Genomic DNA, 19,680 nt, shown 5'->3' with positions numbered 1-19,680 from the left:
ATAAGAAGCGCAAATAGTTTGGAAATTTTTACGTAAGATTGTCGAAACATAACTGACATAAAATATGCGCAAGTTTAGTCTATTTGTTTTGTTGTTTTGCTGTACGTATGCATTCACGCAAGATGATAAAGCGATTCAAGAGGAAATCAATAAAAACCTTTGGAAGCCCTTCAAAATGGCCTTTGAAACGCTCAATGGGCCAGCGCTGAACGCATTGTACGCCAAACAGGTGTTACGGGTAACGCCAAATGGTATCGATACTGAAAATCGTTTTAAGGAAGCCAATCTGAAACGATTCGAAGACAACCGTAATAGTCAGACCAAGATTCAATTAGATTTTTGGTTTGATAGCAGATATACCAATACGCATGTTTCGTATGAAGTGGGCTTTTATAGAATGCGGCTAATTAACGCTGAGGGTAGAAATACAATTTACGGACAATTTCATATCGTCTTAAAAAAGGTAGGTGACAGATGGAAAATTACACAAGACTGGGATACCAGTACCATAAACGGAGACACCATTACTGCAAAAGATTTTGAAAAACAGCAGCCCCTTCGTTTTGAATAGCTTTTGATTTTAAATACACCCGAAATCCTCTTTTCCGCTCGCTGTGCTATTTCCATTACGTCTCGGCGAATTTAGATACCCAAGTTGAGCTTGAACATTTGTATTTTGTCAATATAGATTCTACCTTCGTGTCACCAAAATCAAACCCTTGCAAGATACCCTCAAACATCGTGGAATGCGAAATAAACTGGCTGAAGTGCTGATTAGCAAAGGCATTACCGATACTGTGGTTTTGAATGCTATACGTGCCATACCTAGGCATTTATTTATGGACAGTAGTTTTGAGGCTCATGCCTATCAAGACAAGGCTTTCCCTATAGGTGCTGATCAAACGATTTCACAACCTTATACCGTAGCATTTCAATCGCAGTTACTCGCTGTAAAGCCGAATCAAAAAATACTTGAAATAGGTACCGGAAGTGGCTATCAAACCGCAGTACTCTTAAAATTAAAAGCCAAAGTGTACTCCATTGAAAGACAATTGGAACTATTTAAGAAAACAAACATCTTTCTCAAAAAATTAGGCTATCGCCCCAAAAAAACAATTTTTGGTGACGGTTATAAGGGTTTGCCAGAAGAGGCTCCCTTTGACGGAATCATTGTTACTGCGGGTGCTCCAGAAGTACCAAAAGCATTGATGTCACAATTGAAAATAGGAGGTAGGTTGGTTATTCCTGTGGGGCTTGATGAACAAGTAATGACCCTTTTTATACGTAAATCTTCCACTGAATTTGAAAAGAAAGAATTTGGTTCTTTTCGTTTCGTGCCTTTATTGGAGGACAAAAATTAGCATTAGTTGTTAAAACTTTTTTTAATTCGATCCAAGTCGCGTTTGTTATCACGATCTTTCAGTGTTTCACGCTTATCGTAAAGTTTTTTACCTTTTGCCAAAGCGATGTTGATTTTGGCCAACCCTTTTTCGTTTAAAAATAGATTCAAAGGAACAATAGTTAACCCAGAAGTATTCACCTCTTTCTGCAATTTTTTTAACTCTTGTTTGTGCAATAGCAATTTGCGCTCCGCCTTGGGCTTGTGATTGTAATGCGAAGCGTGCGAATATTCATCAATTTGCATATTGACAATAAATAATTCTCCTCTATCATTAAATTCACAGAAACTTTCTGAGATTGAAGCTTTACTTTCGCGAATAGATTTGATTTCAGTTCCTCCCAAGACAATACCCGCGGTAAACTTGTCAAGTAGTTCATACTCAAAGCGGGCCTTTTTATTTTTAATATTGATGTTTTTCTGAATCACAACGCAAAAATAGCAGTTTGGCTACTATCTTCTGTAAGAATAATGCATTTTTGCGTACTGATACTAAAATTGTTCCCACAATCATCGCGAAGAACAGCAACAAACCTTCAATGAAGAAATCCATATTCATAGCACTCACCATAATTGCTTTTGCTTGCAAAGACCAAGTTAAAAAAGGCCTTACGGCACAAGAAATTGTCGATAAGAGCATTCAGGCTAGTGGAGGCGCTGATTTGTACGAGAGCAGTACAATAGCTTTTAGTTTTCGGGGAAGAGATTATATCTCTGAAATGATGGGAAAGCGAAAAACACTGAAGAGAATTCAAAAAAACGATACTATCAATGTATTGGATATGATTTCTCCTTTAGGATTTGAACGTTTCGAAAATGACAGTCTAGTAGTCCTTCATGATTCTTTGGCCACCAAATACGGAAATTCAGTTAATTCAGTACATTATTTTGCCAAACTCCCGTACGGATTGAACGATCCGGCAGTACGAAAAGAATTTTTGGGTACAACTGAGGTCAAGGGCAAGTCGTATTACAAAATCATGGTAACATTCGATCAAGATGGAGGAGGTGATGATTTTGATGATACCTATGTATACTTTTTCAATAAGAGTACATTCAAAGCTGACTACTTAGCTTATGACTTTCATGTGAATGGAGGCGGTATGCGCTTTAGAGAAGCTTACAACGAAAGATACGTAAACGGTATACGGTTTGTTGACTATAAAAACATGAAACCTATTGATGAGAACGTCTCGGTCTTGGAGGTCGATAAATTGTTTAATACCAACAGTCTAGAGTTGCTTTCAAAAATTGAATTAAAGAATGTTCGTGTTAGTCAGGACAATTACAACTGATGTGCAATCGTTTTGAGCTAATTGCCCCGTTTGCCATCTCAACAATAAAAAGGCTGCCGTTGTCGTCGTCAGACATTGCAGCGTATTTTTGCTCTCCGATAATGTTGTTGACAAACTCTGGGGTCGTATTGCTGTGACCTACAACTAAAACTGTACGATTTAAGTTATCGGCTTTAAACTGCTCATAGTCAATTATTCTGGGGTCGTAGTATTCTACATCGACATCTTGTTTGACTGAGGTTGGAGCTGCGGTCATTGAAGTTCTGTTGTAGTCGGTACTGTAAATCGCGTCAAGTTCGACATCTCTTAGAATTTCAGCCCAATGCATTGCCCTGCCCAGACCTCTTTGTGTCAATTCTGGGTCGGAATTCTCTGAGTCACTTCGGTCTTTTTCCGCGTGGCGAATAAAATAAAAGGTAGAAACTCCAGTATCTATAGGTTTGGCTACAATTACTTGAGGGTCCTCTTTGCAACCTAGAATATTCAAAATGATAAATGAAATTAGTACTACTTTTAGTTGTCTCATAGGTAGATGGTCGAATTGTTGAAAACTTTTCTTCTATTTTAACTAAAATTACCGCAAAATAGTATGTTAAACTAGAGGTTTTTTGTTTTTTTGCATATGTTCAAACCAGCTACGCTAGCAACCCTTTTTTTACTTTTTTTTGTGGGTCAAGCACAAGAACCATCGCTTCCAGCAGATTTGCGGCAGCACACCTTGAATCAGTATAATGCTAGTCTTTTTAATGCCTCATTTTCGCTTGATAGAAACAACCCGCAGTCTGTTGCTTTTTGGACTAGATGGCAGTGGCAAAATGTAGATGCCGACCCAACTACATTATTTTTGAACTACACTCGAAGTTTGAATAAAAATTCGGCCGCGGGTATTGGTTTCTTTCAACACAATACTGGAATATATTTTAATACGGGAGGGGCGCTGAACTACGCGTATCAAATCGAATTCAACCGTCTTATTAAACTTTCGCTAGGAGCCAATGTGTTTGGATTTATGCAAGAATTGGCAGATACTCGTTTTCCCGTAAATCCTATACCTGGTATTCCGCAGTCAACCCCCACTGATGACTTTATTTTACAAGTTGCGCCCGGGTTTAATCTGCAAGTGGAGAATTTTTCTTTAAGCTTGGCTTCAGAAAATTTATTTGATTACAATTTCACTGATAAGGCAAGTAATACTGCCACTTCGGATAAGATTTTTATGGGAATGGCGTCCTACGATTTCCCCGTTATGGCTTCCGATTCTACAGCATATGTACGCCCTTCCATATATTTAAGGACTATTCCTGAGCAAGAAAATCAGATTGGTATGAATGTACTTTTTAGTACCACTAAGTATTGGGTTCAATCTGGTTACAATAACTTCTATGGAATTTCCGTGGGAGCTGGGGGAACATTTTTCAATCGCTTTTCAGTAGGGGCTCTAGTTGAATTTGGAACAAGCGGTTCTTTGAATTCCAAAGACCCTTCTTTTGAATTATTGGCTTCTTATTTTCTAGGCAAACCTAAAGACCGAAGACCTTTGGTGGCTAGTGGTATTCTAGATGAACCTACACAGATGCTGGCGAAGGAGGAAGAACTTACGAATGAGGAGATACAGGAAGAACTTGAGAAAGCCGAGAAGCTGGCCAATCAGGAAGAAGAGCAGTTAATCGAAACCGAGGAGGCCGATAAACCAACGACGGATGAAGAGCAGTCTAAAGAAGAACCTGTTGCGACAGAGGAAGTCAATGATGAGGCTAAGGAAACTAAAGAATCTAGAAAAGAAGCGCGAAGGTTAGCTGCTGAGCAGAAAGCGATTGATAAGCAGCGACGTAAGGATTCAATTGCTGATGTCAAGAAAGAAAAAGAGGCTCTAGACGTATTGAAAAAGCAGGAAGAAGCACAGGCCAAGGTAGCTGAAAAAACAGCGCAGCTTGCAGCTGATGAGGCAAAGAAAGCAGCCGAACTTGCAGCCGCGGAAAAGCTAAAAGAGCAGCAAGAACAGGAGCGCCTAAAAGCGAAAGATGCAGAAGCTGCTGCGGAAGCACAGCGAATAGAACAACAAAGAAAACTAGACTCCATCAATGCGGCTAGAAAAGCAGCGGCGGTTGCTGCGGAACTTAAGTTAAAAGAACAACAACGACAAGACTCAATTTTAAGGGCCAATGAAGCAAAAGAGCTGGCCGTAAAGAAAGCAGCTGAGGAGGCTGAGGCCATAGCGGAAGCGGAAAAAGCCGAGCAAGTAGCACCTGAAATAGTGAAACCCGAGGCAGGTGAAAAATATGAAGAAGTAGCTACAGAAGGCAGTTTGGAACCGGGCTACTATTTAATAGCGAATGTGTTTGGTACTAAAAAGTATTTTGATGCTTTCATGAGCGAGCTGACCAATAAGGGGCTTCAACCAAAATCGTTCTATCGAAGCTTGAATAAATACAATTATGCCTATCTAGAACGCTATAATACCATACGGGAGGCGCGACAAGCAAGAGATAGCAACTTCAATGGAAAGTATGCCGGTAAAACATGGATCTTTAGGGTAGTAGGTCAGTAAGCCTATCTTGATGGGTATAAGAAAAGAGGCCGATCGGCCTCTTTTTATTTCTTGAAATTTGATAACAGTATTATTTAAGTTCTCGCCTCACTAACTGCTCTAAATAGGCCACGGTATTTATCAAATATTTTCGATCGCCGGTCATAGTGGCCATCGCTACAGCACCCTGCAGCATAGTGTATAACTGTTTGGCGAATTGAAGTGGGGTTACCGGTAGTCGTAGCTCTCCAGAATTCACACCATTTTCGAAAACCAACGCAATTTTACCTTCAATGGTTTTGATGGTTTCTTTTGCCGCTGCACTTAGCAATGGATTGTTATGCTGGGCATCTACACCAACGTTTAAAATAGGGCAACCGCCCATATCCATTGTAAAGACATCATAGTTGCGGTAAAAAGCCGTTAAAACAAATATTTTGTCCAAAGAAGTACGTCCGTCGCTTAGTTTCTCATCTATCTTTTCTAACAACTTATTGCTATTATATTGAAAAGCAGAAAGTGCCAAAGCTTCCTTATTTTCAAAATTGCCATAAAGTGCCCCTTTCGTGAGTCCGGTGGCTTCTGTTAGATCACTCATACTTGTGCCAACATAACCATGTTTATTGAAAACAGGTGCAACCGTTTCAATAATATAGGCGGTAGTTCTTTCAGCTTTGGTTGACATATGATGTAGGCAATTTTACACGAATATAAAAAAACTATATACTGTATGGTATATATTTTTACAAAAAAGCATCCTTGTATCATTTCTGACTCAAGGATGCTTTGAAGTTAGTCAAACTATTTTATTTCACCAATTCATTTTGATTTCTAAAGACCAATTTATCGTCAAAAGAATCTATTAAAACGATACTATCTGTTTTGATAGTTCCACCTAATATTTCTTTTGACAAATTGTTAAGCACCTCTTTTTGAATGACACGTTTGATAGGTCTTGCCCCATACTGCGGATCGTACCCTCTTTGTGCCAGATGTGCAATTGCTTCATCAGTAGCGTCTATCGTAATATTTTGCTGGGCTACCATTTTTTTCAATTGATCTAACTGTAGCCTTACAATTTTAGTAATGTGCTCTTTGTTTAAGGGCGTAAACATGATTATGTCATCAATTCGGTTTAAAAACTCAGGACGAACTGATTTTCTCAATAAACCTAAAACTTCTACTCGAGCGCCTTCTGTTGCTGTATCTATATCTGAAATACTTTCGAATTTCTCTTGAATAATATGACTACCAATGTTGCTGGTCATGATAATGATAGCATTTTTGAAATCGGCAACCCTACCCTTGTTGTCTGTTAGCCTTCCTTCATCAAGAACCTGAAGCAGCACATTAAAAGTATCGGGATGTGCCTTTTCGATTTCGTCAAGCAACACAACAGAGTAGGGGCGACGTCGAACGGCTTCAGTAAGCTGCCCGCCTTCATCATACCCTACGTATCCTGGAGGTGCTCCTACCAAACGACTAACCGAATGACTTTCTTGATATTCACTCATATCAATTCTGGTTATTGCATTTTCGTCATCAAAAAGATACGAGGCCAGCGTTTTGGCCAATTCTGTTTTACCAACCCCTGTGGTGCCTAAGAAAAGAAAGGAACCTATGGGTTTTTTAGTGTCTTGCAAGCCTGCTCTGCTTCTTCTAATGGCGTCTGAAACGGCTGCGATAGCTTCCTCTTGCCCTACCACTCTTTTGTGTAAAACGTTTTCCAATTGCAATAACTTTTCACGTTCGCTCTGTAGCATTTTAGTTACAGGAATCCCCGTCCATTTGGCAACAACCTCTGCGATATCTTCGTTGGTTACTTCTTCTTTAATAAGGGTGCCTACACTTTGTTGTTCCTGCAACTCTCGTTGTAAACGCTCTAAATCTTCTTGTGCATTTTTGATTTTTCCATATCGGATCTCAGCGACTTGACCGTAATCACCATTGCGTTCTGCACGTTCAGCTTCTTGTTTATAATTTTCAATGTCTTGTTTTGTTTTTTGGATGTTGTCGACAACGGTTTTTTCACTTTCCCACTTCGCAAAAATCTCGTTGCGTTCTTCTTTTAGATTTGCCAGGTCGAGATTAAGTGATTTGAGCTTTGCTTTGTCATCCTCCCGCTTGATAGCTTCTATCTCAATTTCCAATTGCATTATCTTGCGATCTAGCACGTCTAATTCTTCAGGTTTTGAGTTGATTTCCATGCGTAGTTTTGAAGCTGCTTCGTCCATTAAATCAATGGCTTTATCAGGTAAGAAACGGCTGGTGATATACCGCTGCGAAAGTTCTACTGCGGCAATTACAGCTTCGTCCTTGATCCTGACCTTGTGATGCGCTTCGTATTTTTCTTTTATTCCTCTGAGAATTGAAATTGCACTTTCAGTATCAGGCTCGTTTACCGTTACCTTTTGAAACCTTCGTTCTAAGGCTTTGTCTTGTTCAAAGTATTTTTGGTACTCATCTAGGGTGGTTGCTCCAATAGCCCTGAGCTCACCACGAGCTAAGGCTGGTTTTAGAATGTTTGCGGCATCCATAGCTCCTTGACCACCGCCTGCGCCAACCAATGTGTGTATTTCATCAATAAAAAGAACGATATCTCCATCTGAGGAAGTTACCTCTTTGATTACAGATTTTAAGCGTTCCTCGAACTCACCCTTGTATTTGGCTCCGGCAATCAAGGCGCCCATGTCTAGCGAATAAATTATTTTGTCCTTTAAATTTTCTGGAACATCACCTTGTATGATACGATGCGCTAAACCTTCTGCTATTGCCGTTTTACCAGTGCCAGGTTCGCCAACTAAAATGGGATTGTTTTTTGTTCTTCGTGACAGAATTTGTAGAATACGACGAATCTCTTCATCCCTACCGATTACAGGGTCTAATTTTCCACTATCGGCAAGGGCATTTAGATTATTAGCGTATTTATCTAGGGCATTATAGGTTTCTTCCACGCTCTGAGAGGTTACTTTTCCGCCTTTGCGCAATTCTTCGATGGCTGCTGTTAAATCTTTTTCAGTTGCACCTTGATCTTTAAGAATTTGGGCGATTTTGCTTTTTGATTTGAAAATTCCAAGTATTAGGTGTTCTATTGATACGTACTCATCCTCCATTTTCTTTGCCACTATGCTGGCTTCATTCAATGCTTTGTTTGCTTCACGCGAAAGCATAAGTTCGCCACCTGAAACCTTTGGAAAATTTTCGAGTTCCTTTTCAAGTATCTGTTTGAGAAGACTAACATTGATGTTGAGTTTTTTCAGTATAAATGGAAGCACATTTTCATCAACTTCTACAATAGCCTTGAACAGATGCTCACCCTCAATCTGTTGATGCCCCATTGATTGTGCAAGCAGTTGCGCTTGCTGTAGGGCTTCCTGTGATTTTATAGTATAATTATTAATATTCATCTCTGTATATTTTTGGGAATGTTTACTTTTACTTCCTTTAAGTCAACAACCTTACCAACTGAATACTTACGACAAAATGTCGTGTAATTTCAATAAATACAAGACATTTCGGCAGTTGTAAGTATTTTAATGAGATACGACTTACCTATTATAATTTAAAACTATGGGGGTTTTTAACAGCCTGTTTGGCGGCAAAGGAAATAAGGATAAAAAGGAAGAAAAAGCTATTCCATGGATTGCCTTGTACTCGATTGAACAACTGGAAGAGATAGTAGAAAAATCGCTTTCCAAACCACAGTTTATCTTCAAGCATTCCACTACTTGCGGCATTAGTAGAATGGTTATCAATATGTTTAAAAGCGGTTATGATTTGTCAGAAAATCAAGCCGATTTGTATTATCTCGATTTACACCGTTACCGAGAAGTATCTAATGAGGTAGGCTATAAATTTCAGGTGATACATCAATCACCCCAGTTATTGGTAATTAAGAATGGATCTACCATTGCACATGCTTCGCACGGTGCCATCACCGAAGTGAATTTACAGCAGTATATATAAAAAAACGCCTTTGCATAGTGAATGACTACTACAAAGACGTTTAAACTTGTCGCTTAAATTCTAATTAAACCGATGCCTGCCAACTATCGATTTTATGCGGGCTTTTAAGTCCTCACCGGCATCGTATACCATTTGTTCATTGCTTGGAAAGGGAACCGAAACCCGATCTAATATTTGAATTAAATCAGTATCCAAAGCTCTTTTATCTCCATTACTATTGGCATAGATATGCTCGAATACGAACTCGCTTGTCAGCGGATACGAATTTAACTGTTGTTTGGTGTTTAAATCCATATAAATTACGTTTCCGGCAACTCGTGCAGACTTAAATTGTGTGAATTGGTTAAACCTACATCGCACGGTTTTGAATTTGTCAATCTTAATCTTATTGCCCAGACTGTCTTTTACAACATTACCATTGGTATCAACGGCATACTTGTAACCATCTTTGATTTGCTTCTCTTTAATAATTTCTTTTTCACTCAACTGTTCTGGTGAAATATCTATTTGGTCAAATGATACTTGCATGCCATAGTCATATTTGATATTAGGCAATGGGTTGTTATGGTATTTCGTCCAAAGGTCATCCAAACCGAAGGTGTTGAAATTCAAAAGTTCTTCTGATAATCTACTTGGAATAATCTGATTGGAGTTATTCAACATCTTAACTTCGACATAATCAATTCCTTTAGCATGAGCCTCTTCTATTTTCTGTCTTGTGTCCTCGAATCCTGGGTTAATTTCTTCCAAATACACAAAGTCGTTATAGGCCTTTCTGAAATCTTGTTTACTTACGGCGTTAGTCAACAAATGTTCAGCATTATCGAATAGGTATTCTGATAGATCCTCCTTATAATCAATAATATCGTTTTCATAATTGCTAAAAGAAAATTCAGCATCCCTGTTTTCTTCGATAATTCGAAGCGGCAATAAGGGTCTTATTCGTTCTTGAATATCACGAAGCCTGACATAGCCTTTATAGATGTCTTCATAGCTTGCTTCGTTACCATCTTTTTCTAAGAAAGCGATATGCTTTAATTCACGCTCGGTATTTTTCTTAAAGGCGTCTTCCAAAAGCAAAATATAGGGTTGATGTCCTTTTTTTGTTTTGTTTTCGGCTAAATTATGCAAGGCTTTGTTTATAGCGTTCTGATAATCACCTGAATTGACGGCTTTCTGGGTTTGTTTTACGCCCCCGCAGGCCATCAGTACTACCAAAACAGGTACGAAGAGTGTAATTTTTTTCATAACGATAGATTTAAGATTTGCAGTTAACAATTCAACAGCCATGCCAAAAAGGCTCAGGTTGATAACGCAAAACGATAAACTATCGTATAGCTTCGGTAAAATACAGTAGTAGCCCTAAATTATTTTTCAAATTGAAAGGCCGGAAGTAGCTTGGTAGTCACTTCTCCGAAACCGATGTGCATTCCGTTGTTTTCACAATAACCCGTTAAAATAACGGTATCGTTGTCTTCAATAAATTTTCGGGTTTGACCATTATTTAGGGGTACCGGTTTTGTGCCCTGCCAGGAAAGTTCTAACATTGAGCCATAGGAATCAGGGGTGGGGCCCGATATGGTTCCACTTCCCATCATATCTCCGCTATTCACAACACAACCATTTATAGTATGATGTGCCAATTGCTGCGCCATAGTCCAATACATGTATTTGAAATTTGATTTGGTAATCGTAGTCGGTTCGTCATTTTCAGGTTGTATAGCTACCTCAAGATGTATATCAAAACTGTGTTTTCCTGTTTGTAGCAAATACGGAAATGGTTTGGGATCTTGAAGAGGGCTGTCTACTCTAAAAGGTTCTAAAGCATCTATGGTAACAATCCACGGAGAAATGGAGGAGGCAAAATTCTTGGCTAAAAAGGGACCCAAGGGTACGTATTCCCATTTTTGAATATCTCTGGCACTCCAATCGTTGAAAAGCACCATTCCAAAAATATAATCTTCAGCTTGTTCGATAGGAATTGGCTCTCCCAGAACATTGGCATCGGTAGTAATAAAAGCCATTTCCAGTTCAAAATCTACTAATCTTGATGGGCCAAAAACTGGTTTCTCGGCCCCTTTAGGAAGCGTTTGCCCCGAAGGTCTTCTTATGGCCGTGCCGCTTGGTATTATGGTTGAACTTCTTCCATGATATCCAACGGGTATATGCAACCAATTGGGCATAAGGGCGTTTTCTGGGTCGCGAAACATGGTACCTACATTGGTCGCATGTTCTCTGCTCGAATAAAAATCGGTATAGTCACCAATTTGAACAGGAAGTTGCATTTCAATTTCATCAATGGAAAATAAAACGACCTTTTTATGCTCTTCATTATTTTGAAGAGCAAGATTTTCGCTATCAAAGATTTCGCTAATACGATTGCGCACAGCACGCCAAGTTTTCTTTCCGTCAGAAATGAAGTCGTTCAAGCTATCTTGTAGAAATATATCCTCGGTAAGTGGAATGCCTTGGAAATAACCCAGTTGGTGTAGTGCGCCAAGATCAATAGCGTAGTCGCCAATTCGTGTACCTATGGTTACAATATCGTCTCTTGTTAAGAAAACACCAAAGGGGATATTTTGAATAGGAAAATCTGAGTTTTCAGCTACTGCTAGCCATGTTTTTTTATTCGGATTATTTGTATTTACAGGCATACGGAAATTGTTAATTTATATTTGATAAATTCCTGTTCAAATATATTCTTTTCTTCCAATTTACTGTTGGCAATTTGTACTTTTGCTCTTCATTTAACATAAACCTTGAATATGCAACGCGACGAGATAATTTTTAACCTTATTAACGATGAAAAAGAGCGTCAGCTTAGTGGTATAGAGCTTATTGCTTCTGAAAACTTTACAAGTCCACAAGTTATGGAGGCTTGTGGTTCGGTACTTACCAATAAGTATGCTGAAGGTTACCCTGGCAAGCGTTATTATGGAGGCTGTGAAGTTGTTGATCAAATTGAACAATTGGCCATAGACCGTGCCAAGGAATTATTTGGAGCAGAATATGCCAATGTGCAACCACATTCAGGGTCTCAAGCGAATGCTTCTGTGTATCATGCTTGCTTGAAGCCAGGAGATACCATATTGGGTTTTGACCTCTCACACGGGGGGCATTTGACACATGGGTCACCGGTAAACTTTTCAGGAAGATTATATAATCCTGTTTTTTATGGAGTAGAGGAGAAGACCGGTGTTCTGAACTACGATGCGATTCAAGAAATTGCCACACGGGAAAAACCGAAAATGATTATTGCAGGGGCTTCGGCCTATTCTAGAGATATGGATTTTAAACGGTTTCGTGAAATTGCCGATAGAGTTGGTGCGCTTTTGTTGGCTGATATTTCGCATCCTGCAGGTCTGATTGCAAAGGGAATTTTGAATGATCCTATTCCACATTGCCATATTGTGACCACAACCACCCATAAAACCCTTAGAGGACCACGAGGTGGGCTTATTTTAATGGGGAAAGATTTCGATAATCCATTTGGAATCACATTGAAAAATGGCAGTCTTCGCAAGATGTCAGCCTTGTTGAATTTGGCTGTTTTTCCAGGAAACCAAGGAGGCCCTTTAGAACACATTATTGCTGCTAAGGCGATTGCATTTGGTGAAGCCCTACAAGATGAATTTTTGCATTATATGCTGCAGGTTAAGAAAAACGCCGAGGCTATGGCTGCCGCCTTCGTTGCGAAAGACTATCATATTATTTCTGGAGGCACTGATAATCATATGATGCTGATTGATCTTAGAAATAAGAATATTACTGGAAAAGACGCGGAGAAAGTTTTGGTTGAGGCAGATATTACCGCTAACAAGAATATGGTGCCTTTTGATGACAAATCACCTTTTGTTACGTCTGGTATTCGATTTGGTACTGCCGCTATTACAACCCGAGGTTTGATTGAAAGTGATATGTCGACTATTGTTGACTTGGTAGATGAGGTCTTAACCAATGCAACAGATGCTACATTGATAGCGAATGTGAGGTTAAAAGTTAATGCATTGATGAAAGGCAGAGCCCTTTTCAATGCTTGATGTACGTAAAACGAATTGTGCTAAGTTCTCCTAGCGATTTAACATCTGAAGATTGCCGTTGATGATAGACCGATTTTTTAAATCATAAACACTAGCATCATCTTCTGAATAATAGTAGAGTCCCCAAAAACTAAAATAGTCTTGTGCACTATTGTTCCCTGATTGGATATTCATCAGTAGTGTGTGTTCATTTTCCATTAAATCGTCTTCAAAGACTGGAATATAAATTTCATAGGGAAGTTCTGTCAAACCCTTGGTGAAAAACTCGAAATGCTCATTGAGACTGATAAGGATGTTTTCAAACTGTTCCGCAATGCTTTGATCGTATATTCTATTTACAATAATAGAAGTGTCTTTGAAAAACAACGAAAGTTCTTCTACTTCAATTGCTAATTCATTACATGCTCTTAATTGTGTCAACGCACCTGCAAAAGAATTTTCCGGACAATTGAAATTTCCCCAGGTTTCCTTAGTAAAATAATGCAAAGTTTCTAATAGTTCAAAATTGCTATCCAATTCAACTACAAGATTTACCGAGTTGGTAGTGGAGGAACAATTTCGTATGGTAACTTGGGAAAAAAAATGTTTCTCTAGATTTTTGGTAAAGCGATCAAGGCCTTCTATTTCAACATTCTTATTATATCCAACGCGTGAAAAATTATCAAAATTATCGTTGTTTAGCAGCATACGGCGAGTATAAAAGGGTTCGGTATTATCTGTAAAGTTAATTTGAAACCATTTCACGCCACCATAGGAAAACCATATAAATATGGAGGTTTTCCTTGGTTGCTCAACTCTGAAATCCTTAAAATGCTAATTATTAGGTAATTAGAAAAAAGCAAAGCAGGAGAAAAATCGATTAAATGAAGCCTTTTTTTCGTGCTTCCTCAATTAGGGTGATATCGTTGCCGCTTTCGATACCAAAAAGTGTCTTCAATTGGCGTTTTCGAGACTCTACTGTAGTAGTCGCTGAGGAAATCAGAGGTGCAATATCTTTTGTTCTTGTTCCTATTGACAAGTAGTACAATATCTTTTTGTCTAATTCATCAACTACGATATCATTGGTCATGCGCCGACGGATTGCTGCGAATGCTCCAGCCGTATAATAGGGTGGCTTGGTTGTAACGGTTTCTACCATTGTTCGCAGTGATTTTTCATCGATTTCTGACTTTACCATGTAACCATCAGGATCGACCGATTTGAAAATACTATTGATACGCAAATTATCACTAAAGGAAGACATAAATACCACTTTCGACTCTGGAACTAATTGGCGTGCTAGGATGCCCAAATCTTCTCCGCTTCTTATGTCATTGGAGTTCGGCGGAAACAGTTGTATATCAAGTAAGATGATATCATATTTTAACGACCGAGCGGAAAATTCAATTTTTTCCTTTCCCATGTCGAATGAGGTTGCAATATCGACCCGCACTTCAAAATTTTCAAAGGGTTCTCCTTCAAGAATGTATTTATAACCGGTGGTGGTCATTTCATGATCATCGATAGCTAGAATTCGAATTACTTCCATATGCAAATATTATGTTTCTTGTAAATTATGTTCTATTGGTGAGATGCTTGGGGCATTTTCACTATCATTTGATACTAGGGGTATTACAAAGGTTACCGTTGTTCCTTTTCCAACTTCACTTTTAATATCCCAGGTGCCATTTACTTTTTTAATTCGAGAAGACATATTTCGCATGCCTATTCCTTTCTTTCCTCTTTTTGGAACGAACCCTTTACCATCATCTGCTATGTCAACCGTAAGCATGGCCTCATCAGCATAGAAATGCATTGAGATATTTTGACAGTCGGCATGCTTTACAGAATTTTGAATACTTTCTTGTACCATGCGGTACAAGTTAATCTTGATTTCACCGCTCAACGCATCCCAATCCAATTCATCTGTAAATTTAAAATCAATATTGATTTTTGATGCGCTCTGAATCGTTTTTGTCAGGTCTTTAATTGAAAGAATAAAGTTATGAATTTTTTGATAAGCAGCATGGCTTAACTCGTGTGAAATAGATCGTACTTCGCCTTCAACATCTTGCAAAATAGAAATGGCCTTGGCACGTTCGGCAACAGCCTCAGGGTCTGTTTTCTTATTTAGGCCCAATAGCATCATACGCGCGCCTAACATTTTACCCAAAACCCCGTCGTGCAATTCTTCGGAAACCCGTTTTTGCTCCATTTTTTTTCCTTCTTCAACCTTTTCTCCTTGAGCGAGCATTAAATTAAATATTTCCTGATTGCTTGCCTGTTGTTCTTGTCGAAATTTCAAGTTTCTATTTTTGATGCGTTGGCTTATAATAATATAGCCCGCAAGGCCTAACAAAATTAATGAAGCGGCAATACCAGTCCACAATTGTTTTTCTCTGGCCAACACCTCATTTTCGGCTATAAACTCATCGGTCTCAAAACGAATTCTAGCAAACTTGTTTCGAATTTGACGCTCCTGAAGGAGCAGACTATCGTTTAAGGTGACATATTGTTGTGTATAGTTTGTAGCATTTTTAGGATCTGCCGTTGGTAACATTCTTAAAACATTGAGCAACTGTTTTTTATCACCCGCTTCAAGGGCTAAATTATGCGCCATTTGCAGATTGGATAGCGCGTTTAAAGAATCCTTTTGGGTGAGGTAATACTCGGCCAGTTTAAGGGCTCCTGAAGATTTGCCGCTCACATCGTTGATGCTATCTTGAATCTTTCGCGCGGTCATAAATAAATTGGGCAGGCTATCATATTGACCACTTTTCAGATAACTATAACCAAGATTATTTAAGACACGCCCGTAGAATGATGGACCTTCTTGGCGTAAATTCGGATAAGCCAAAACCTCTAAAAAGGTGGCTATAGCGCTTTGATGCTGACCTTGTTTTTGATACACCAAAGCCATATTGTGCTTTGTAGATAGCAATCTGAGCGATGACTCATTTGCTTTTTGTTTGTATGCTAAAGATTCTTTATAATGACTTAAGGCCCTTTCAGGTTCGTTCAATAGTTTTGCATTATCTGCAAGCAGATCATAGCAACTAGCTAAGGCGCGATATTCATTTAGCGGTTTTAGTTTCTCAATGGCTCTGATTACAGTGGCCTCAGCAGTAATATTATCACCTATATCTGATTGCAAATTTGCTATACTGCGCAGCAATTGCCCAGAACGAAATTGATCGTTTATTGCTTCAAACACCTGTTGGGCTTCTCGATATTGAAAATAGGCACTATCTTGAATATTGTGTCTTTTGTAAAAGGCACCTAAATCCCAATAAACTTCGCCAAGGTTGGCAGAATCTCCAATACTTTTATTAAATCGTATTGCCTCACGATTGACGTTGCGAAAGTTTATAGAATCTCTAAGGCTCAAATAACGAATGGAAAGCTTTGTCAAGTAGCTACTTTTAAGAGAATCATTCGAAATTGCAAAAGCGCTCTTTTGTGCCTTCGCTAATAAATCGGATTTGATTTCTTTGGGGGTTTCCGATACTTGACTTTGATCAAGCCAAATTTGAATGCTATCTGTTGCAGTTGTTTCAAGGGTGGCTTTCGAAGTTTTTGTTTGCTGGCAGGCCCAGAAGAATAAAACTAAAACCAAAAAGATAGGAAAGGGAGATTTCAAAATGATCGGTAGTTTGGGCATTCAACTTTTTCCTACAAGATAAAAAAAAAGCCCTAAATAAAATATTTAGGGCCCAGAATGAATTTTGATTTTTTAGCTCAAGCCACTGCCTCCTCTGTCATCATCTTTGCTACAATCACCACAGGCCAGCATGGTTTCTATGTCAAAATCTAGATCAATTTTTTCTGCTTGGGTTGCGATCATTCCTACTGCAAAAACTACTACTGCCAAAATACTTGCTACTTTCTTCATGTTCTAAATGTTTAGTGGGTTATTAGCTCTTTAATTATTCTGAAGTAAAACTATAAAACAACTAAGCCGAAGAAGGTAACTTTAAAATTGTAAGGGTAAATGATACAGTTTTGAGGGTAATCGTAGCGAATCTGTGAGTATTCGATTAATTTAGGGCAGAAATGGCGTTTTTTGTAAGGAGCTGCTTAAGCGCGTCGATATTCTCGCGATACGATTTTGAAAAGGGCAGTTGTTCTTTTTTATGCTTTAAAGTACAACTAGCTTTGCCGTAGCTGATACCAGAGATATAGTTGCTATTGACAATATAACTTTGATGAATGCGGACAAAGTTTTTAGGCATTTGAGGCTCGAAGGTCTTTAACGTTTTGAAAGCATGGGTTATTGTACCGTCTTTCATTACGAATTCTGTGGAGTTGTTGTCTGCTCTTAAGTAAAGAATTTCATTGGTGTTGATATACTGAAAATCACGATATGATTTCAAACACAAAGTCGGTGCTGGATCTTCTTGAGGCATGTTCTTTTGCAATCGCATAATCGATTTTCGAACATCAAATTCGTTGTACGGTAGCAACCAATAATCGAAGAAATTATTTTTTATAGCCTCGTAAGCGTATTTTTTCGTTTTTGAGATGCCTATAAAAACGGGTAGATCGTGTGTGTACTGAAGCAGCTCTATACTCATCTGAAAGTAGGAGTGCGCATCTGCATTTAAATTTATAAAAACTAAACTGGGTTTATATTTTAAAATAGCGTTCAATCCTTCTACGCTATTTTCCGCAATGGCCAAACAATCAAACTCACCACATTCCGATAAAAAATGCTGCAAATTTAAAGTTGCAGAAGTCTCTGAATCGATTATGGCGTACGTATAAATCAAAGCGTTTAGTGTTATGTATGCAAAGTACCGACAGAGTTGGCAAAAATGGAGGAGGAAAACCTTATAAATACGGAGGTTTGTCTTTAAAATTACTGTTTTTTGTTAAAAAAATTACAATTTTTTTTGAATAAGTAGGAAAAATCTTATAAAATGATTTTATTGCAAAACTTGGTAAGCTCCAATGGCGGGAGAAGAAGTACGGTCAATTCCCAGAATATCAAATGGAATGCGCAAAGCAGTGCCGATATTTGCTTTTCCGTCAACTGCTGATGGGTTTCCAATTCTGAAATCGTTTAAGTTGGCGTTTAAAAAGTTGGCATCTTCGTTGATAAATACTTCCTTGTATAAACTTATATTTCCAAAGTCATATAGCGGGTCTGAATCAAATTGACCATTAGTATCTCTAAATTTCAGCAGGCAATTTGTAAAGGTATATTGAAAGGCATTTGTACCATTACTACGCAGTACTAGTTCAATAGCATTATTGCCATCTATAATACAATTGAAGAATTCTGCTTTCTCCAAGTCGACAGTAGCAGTTGCGGTAAAATTATCAATTTCCAATGCCGCACCCCCCCGGAAACCGTTACTCCAATAGTTGGCAATCGTACAATGTGCAAATTCATATTTTCCACCGAGATTACAATATAAAGAAGTGTTTCCTGAACTTCCCAATACAACATTTTCTGCATTTATAACCGCTTTTTTAGCCCATAGGTTTACACTAGCGCTATTGTAGATTTGGGAGTTCGTAATTGACAGGGTCGGAAATTCTAGCGTATCATCACCATCGACTAACAGGCCAACTGTAGCATTTTTTAGTGTTAAATAATTTATGGTGTTATTAATGCTGCCTGAAGTAATCCATATGGTTCCCCATTGCCCGGGAACATTCGACAATTCACTTTCAAGTCGGTCTCCAGAGAAAACAACCTCATTTTCTAGCATATCTTGATCTTGACTCAATTCACCATTGATTTGTAGGCTTGCATTTTCTTTTATCAGCATTCCAGAGTCTTTATGAAAATGAACACGCGCACCCGCATCGATAGTAAGTTCTTTTCCTTCAGCTACCACCGCATACCCGTATATGACATATGGTTTTTCGTTCGTAAAGTTCAATTGACTGTCGTTCAATTCAAATCCTTCGGCGCGAATTTCATTCCCTGAATCGTCTAGGCCAATCAGAATAGTTTCCTTAGATCCGTCAGAAAGCCGTTCAGGAAATAAAAAAATAGCATCTTTCACCAAGGTGACGAGTTGTACTTCTTGCAAGAAATCGCCATTGTCAAATTGAATGGCATCGGTGTATAAAAATTCATTTTGAGCGCTATCAGCAACATCAAAAGTGGTCTCTATAAAAATGAAAATACTATCTTGAGCAAGAATTGGTATGTTACTGAATTCCTTTCCAGCATCCCCATCAACATTCAGTCGATAGCTGCTGTTTTGCCCCTGAGACAATCGAATTGAAGGTATTTCGACATCGTCTCGTGTGTTGTTGTACACTTTCAATGTACGGGTGCTACTGCCTATATTGCTAAAAATAGTATCAAGGAATACCGTGTCTTTGGAAAACTCCAAATTGCCTGCACTCGGCGCATATTCCAAGTCTTTTCGGCAAGAGCTACCCAGAATAATCAAGACTAAAATACATACGGGAATCAAATAAGTGCGCATAGGTAAAATTCAAATTTTGAATTCT

General features: G+C 38.6%; 18 protein-coding genes. 6 read left to right on the top strand and 12 right to left on the bottom strand.

All coding sequences use genetic code 11. The features are described 5' to 3' along the window. Positions 1-64: 64 nt before the first annotated feature. Both ABJN95_RS14360 and ABJN95_RS14355 read left to right on the top strand, forming a co-directional pair. Entirely contained in the window at positions 65-571 is a 507-nt protein-coding gene (locus ABJN95_RS14360) for a nuclear transport factor 2 family protein (protein ID WP_348371179.1), read from the top strand. 148 nt (positions 572-719) lie between these two features. Further along, positions 720-1,361: a protein-L-isoaspartate(D-aspartate) O-methyltransferase gene (locus ABJN95_RS14355; protein ID WP_348371177.1), complete on the top strand. Its 642-nt coding sequence runs from the start codon at positions 720-722 to the stop codon at positions 1,359-1,361. A 2-nt stretch (positions 1,362-1,363) separates the two neighbouring features. Here ABJN95_RS14355 and smpB read toward each other — a convergent pair whose 3' ends face one another. Further along, on the bottom strand, positions 1,364-1,825 hold the full coding sequence (gene smpB, locus ABJN95_RS14350) for an SsrA-binding protein SmpB (RefSeq protein ID WP_348371749.1): 462 nt from the start codon (positions 1,823-1,825) through the stop codon (positions 1,364-1,366). Positions 1,826-1,938: 113 nt separating this feature from the next. Here smpB and ABJN95_RS14345 point away from each other — a divergent pair, with 113 nt between their 5' ends. Further along, on the top strand, positions 1,939-2,694 hold the full coding sequence (locus ABJN95_RS14345) for a DUF6503 family protein (protein ID WP_348371176.1): 756 nt from the start codon (positions 1,939-1,941) through the stop codon (positions 2,692-2,694). On the opposite strand, the gene ABJN95_RS14340 is transcribed toward ABJN95_RS14345, so the two are convergent. Next, positions 2,672-3,220 carry a phosphoglycerate mutase family protein gene (locus ABJN95_RS14340; RefSeq protein ID WP_348371174.1) on the bottom strand — a complete coding sequence of 183 codons (549 nt, stop codon included), beginning with the start codon at positions 3,218-3,220 and terminating at the stop codon, positions 2,672-2,674. The two genes, ABJN95_RS14345 and ABJN95_RS14340, sit on opposite strands and share 23 nt — an antisense overlap. Before the next feature lie 96 nt (positions 3,221-3,316). Here ABJN95_RS14340 and ABJN95_RS14335 point away from each other — a divergent pair, with 96 nt between their 5' ends. Next, the gene (locus ABJN95_RS14335) at positions 3,317-5,242 is read left to right on the top strand and encodes a PorP/SprF family type IX secretion system membrane protein (protein WP_348371173.1); all 1,926 of its coding nucleotides are present in this window, start codon (positions 3,317-3,319) and stop codon (positions 5,240-5,242) included. A 70-nt stretch (positions 5,243-5,312) separates the two neighbouring features. Here the strand turns inward: ABJN95_RS14335 and ABJN95_RS14330 are convergent, their stop codons facing one another. Continuing rightward, positions 5,313-5,906: a TetR/AcrR family transcriptional regulator gene (locus ABJN95_RS14330; protein ID WP_348371171.1), complete on the bottom strand. Its 594-nt coding sequence runs from the start codon at positions 5,904-5,906 to the stop codon at positions 5,313-5,315. A gap of 121 nt (positions 5,907-6,027) precedes the next feature. Beyond that, a complete protein-coding gene (clpB, locus tag ABJN95_RS14325; RefSeq protein WP_348371169.1) occupies positions 6,028-8,628 on the bottom strand; it encodes an ATP-dependent chaperone ClpB in 2,601 nt (866 codons plus the stop codon). 163 nt (positions 8,629-8,791) lie between these two features. Here clpB and ytxJ point away from each other — a divergent pair, with 163 nt between their 5' ends. Further along, positions 8,792-9,187 (top strand): bacillithiol system redox-active protein YtxJ, encoded by a 396-nt coding sequence (ytxJ, locus tag ABJN95_RS14320; RefSeq protein ID WP_348371167.1) that lies wholly within the window; start codon positions 8,792-8,794, stop codon positions 9,185-9,187. A 60-nt stretch (positions 9,188-9,247) separates the two neighbouring features. Here ytxJ and ABJN95_RS14315 read toward each other — a convergent pair whose 3' ends face one another. Together ABJN95_RS14315 and fahA are read right to left on the bottom strand one after the other, a co-directional pair. Further along, the gene (locus ABJN95_RS14315) at positions 9,248-10,435 is read right to left on the bottom strand and encodes a hypothetical protein (protein ID WP_348371166.1); all 1,188 of its coding nucleotides are present in this window, start codon (positions 10,433-10,435) and stop codon (positions 9,248-9,250) included. Between the two features lie 119 nt (positions 10,436-10,554). Next, positions 10,555-11,841: a fumarylacetoacetase gene (gene fahA / locus ABJN95_RS14310; RefSeq protein WP_348371164.1), complete on the bottom strand. Its 1,287-nt coding sequence runs from the start codon at positions 11,839-11,841 to the stop codon at positions 10,555-10,557. 111 nt (positions 11,842-11,952) lie between these two features. Between fahA and glyA the strand changes: the two genes are divergently transcribed. Then, entirely contained in the window at positions 11,953-13,227 is a 1,275-nt protein-coding gene (gene glyA, locus ABJN95_RS14305; RefSeq protein WP_348371162.1) for a serine hydroxymethyltransferase, read from the top strand. Between the two features lie 30 nt (positions 13,228-13,257). On the opposite strand, the gene ABJN95_RS14300 is transcribed toward glyA, so the two are convergent. From ABJN95_RS14300 to ABJN95_RS14275, 6 genes are all read right to left on the bottom strand, one after another. After that, positions 13,258-13,914, bottom strand: a complete 657-nt coding sequence (locus tag ABJN95_RS14300; RefSeq protein ID WP_348371161.1) for a hypothetical protein — start codon at positions 13,912-13,914, stop codon at positions 13,258-13,260. 172 nt (positions 13,915-14,086) lie between these two features. Next, complete coding sequence (locus ABJN95_RS14295) at positions 14,087-14,755, bottom strand: histidine kinase (protein ID WP_348371159.1); 669 nt, start codon at positions 14,753-14,755, stop codon at positions 14,087-14,089. Between the two features lie 9 nt (positions 14,756-14,764). Then, positions 14,765-16,867, bottom strand: a complete 2,103-nt coding sequence (locus ABJN95_RS14290) for an ATP-binding protein (RefSeq protein ID WP_348371157.1) — start codon at positions 16,865-16,867, stop codon at positions 14,765-14,767. A 72-nt stretch (positions 16,868-16,939) separates the two neighbouring features. Continuing rightward, entirely contained in the window at positions 16,940-17,098 is a 159-nt protein-coding gene (locus ABJN95_RS14285) for a hypothetical protein (RefSeq protein WP_348371156.1), read from the bottom strand. 145 nt (positions 17,099-17,243) lie between these two features. Further along, positions 17,244-17,975: a LytTR family DNA-binding domain-containing protein gene (locus ABJN95_RS14280; protein WP_348371154.1), complete on the bottom strand. Its 732-nt coding sequence runs from the start codon at positions 17,973-17,975 to the stop codon at positions 17,244-17,246. A 156-nt stretch (positions 17,976-18,131) separates the two neighbouring features. Further along, on the bottom strand, positions 18,132-19,655 hold the full coding sequence (locus ABJN95_RS14275; protein ID WP_348371152.1) for a hypothetical protein: 1,524 nt from the start codon (positions 19,653-19,655) through the stop codon (positions 18,132-18,134). Between the last annotated feature and the right edge of the window lie 25 nt (positions 19,656-19,680).

It is taken from the genome of Maribacter sp. (genome assembly GCF_039974175.1).
GTDB lineage: Bacteria > Bacteroidota > Bacteroidia > Flavobacteriales > Flavobacteriaceae > Maribacter_C.
This window is presented reverse-complemented; position numbering and strand designations above follow the sequence as displayed.

What these genes read in the sequence shown, in the direction of transcription:
- ABJN95_RS14295 (WP_348371159.1), bottom strand. Translation starts at nt 14,755, where the DNA reads ATGGAAGTAATTCGAATTCTAGCTATCGATGATCATGAAATGACCACC.
- ABJN95_RS14360 (WP_348371179.1), top strand. Translation starts at nt 65, where the DNA reads ATGCGCAAGTTTAGTCTATTTGTTTTGTTGTTTTGCTGTACGTATGCA.
- ytxJ (WP_348371167.1), top strand. Translation starts at nt 8,792, where the DNA reads ATGGGGGTTTTTAACAGCCTGTTTGGCGGCAAAGGAAATAAGGATAAA.
- ABJN95_RS14315 (WP_348371166.1), bottom strand. Translation starts at nt 10,435, where the DNA reads ATGAAAAAAATTACACTCTTCGTACCTGTTTTGGTAGTACTGATGGCC.
- ABJN95_RS14285 (WP_348371156.1), bottom strand. Translation starts at nt 17,098, where the DNA reads ATGAAGAAAGTAGCAAGTATTTTGGCAGTAGTAGTTTTTGCAGTAGGA.
- ABJN95_RS14290 (WP_348371157.1), bottom strand. Translation starts at nt 16,867, where the DNA reads ATGCCCAAACTACCGATCATTTTGAAATCTCCCTTTCCTATCTTTTTG.
- ABJN95_RS14275 (WP_348371152.1), bottom strand. Translation starts at nt 19,655, where the DNA reads ATGCGCACTTATTTGATTCCCGTATGTATTTTAGTCTTGATTATTCTG.
- ABJN95_RS14335 (WP_348371173.1), top strand. Translation starts at nt 3,317, where the DNA reads ATGTTCAAACCAGCTACGCTAGCAACCCTTTTTTTACTTTTTTTTGTG.
- ABJN95_RS14340 (WP_348371174.1), bottom strand. Translation starts at nt 3,220, where the DNA reads ATGAGACAACTAAAAGTAGTACTAATTTCATTTATCATTTTGAATATT.
- clpB (WP_348371169.1), bottom strand. Translation starts at nt 8,628, where the DNA reads ATGAATATTAATAATTATACTATAAAATCACAGGAAGCCCTACAGCAA.
- fahA (WP_348371164.1), bottom strand. Translation starts at nt 11,841, where the DNA reads ATGCCTGTAAATACAAATAATCCGAATAAAAAAACATGGCTAGCAGTA.
- ABJN95_RS14345 (WP_348371176.1), top strand. Translation starts at nt 1,939, where the DNA reads ATGAAGAAATCCATATTCATAGCACTCACCATAATTGCTTTTGCTTGC.
- glyA (WP_348371162.1), top strand. Translation starts at nt 11,953, where the DNA reads ATGCAACGCGACGAGATAATTTTTAACCTTATTAACGATGAAAAAGAG.
- ABJN95_RS14300 (WP_348371161.1), bottom strand. Translation starts at nt 13,914, where the DNA reads ATGCTGCTAAACAACGATAATTTTGATAATTTTTCACGCGTTGGATAT.
- ABJN95_RS14330 (WP_348371171.1), bottom strand. Translation starts at nt 5,906, where the DNA reads ATGTCAACCAAAGCTGAAAGAACTACCGCCTATATTATTGAAACGGTT.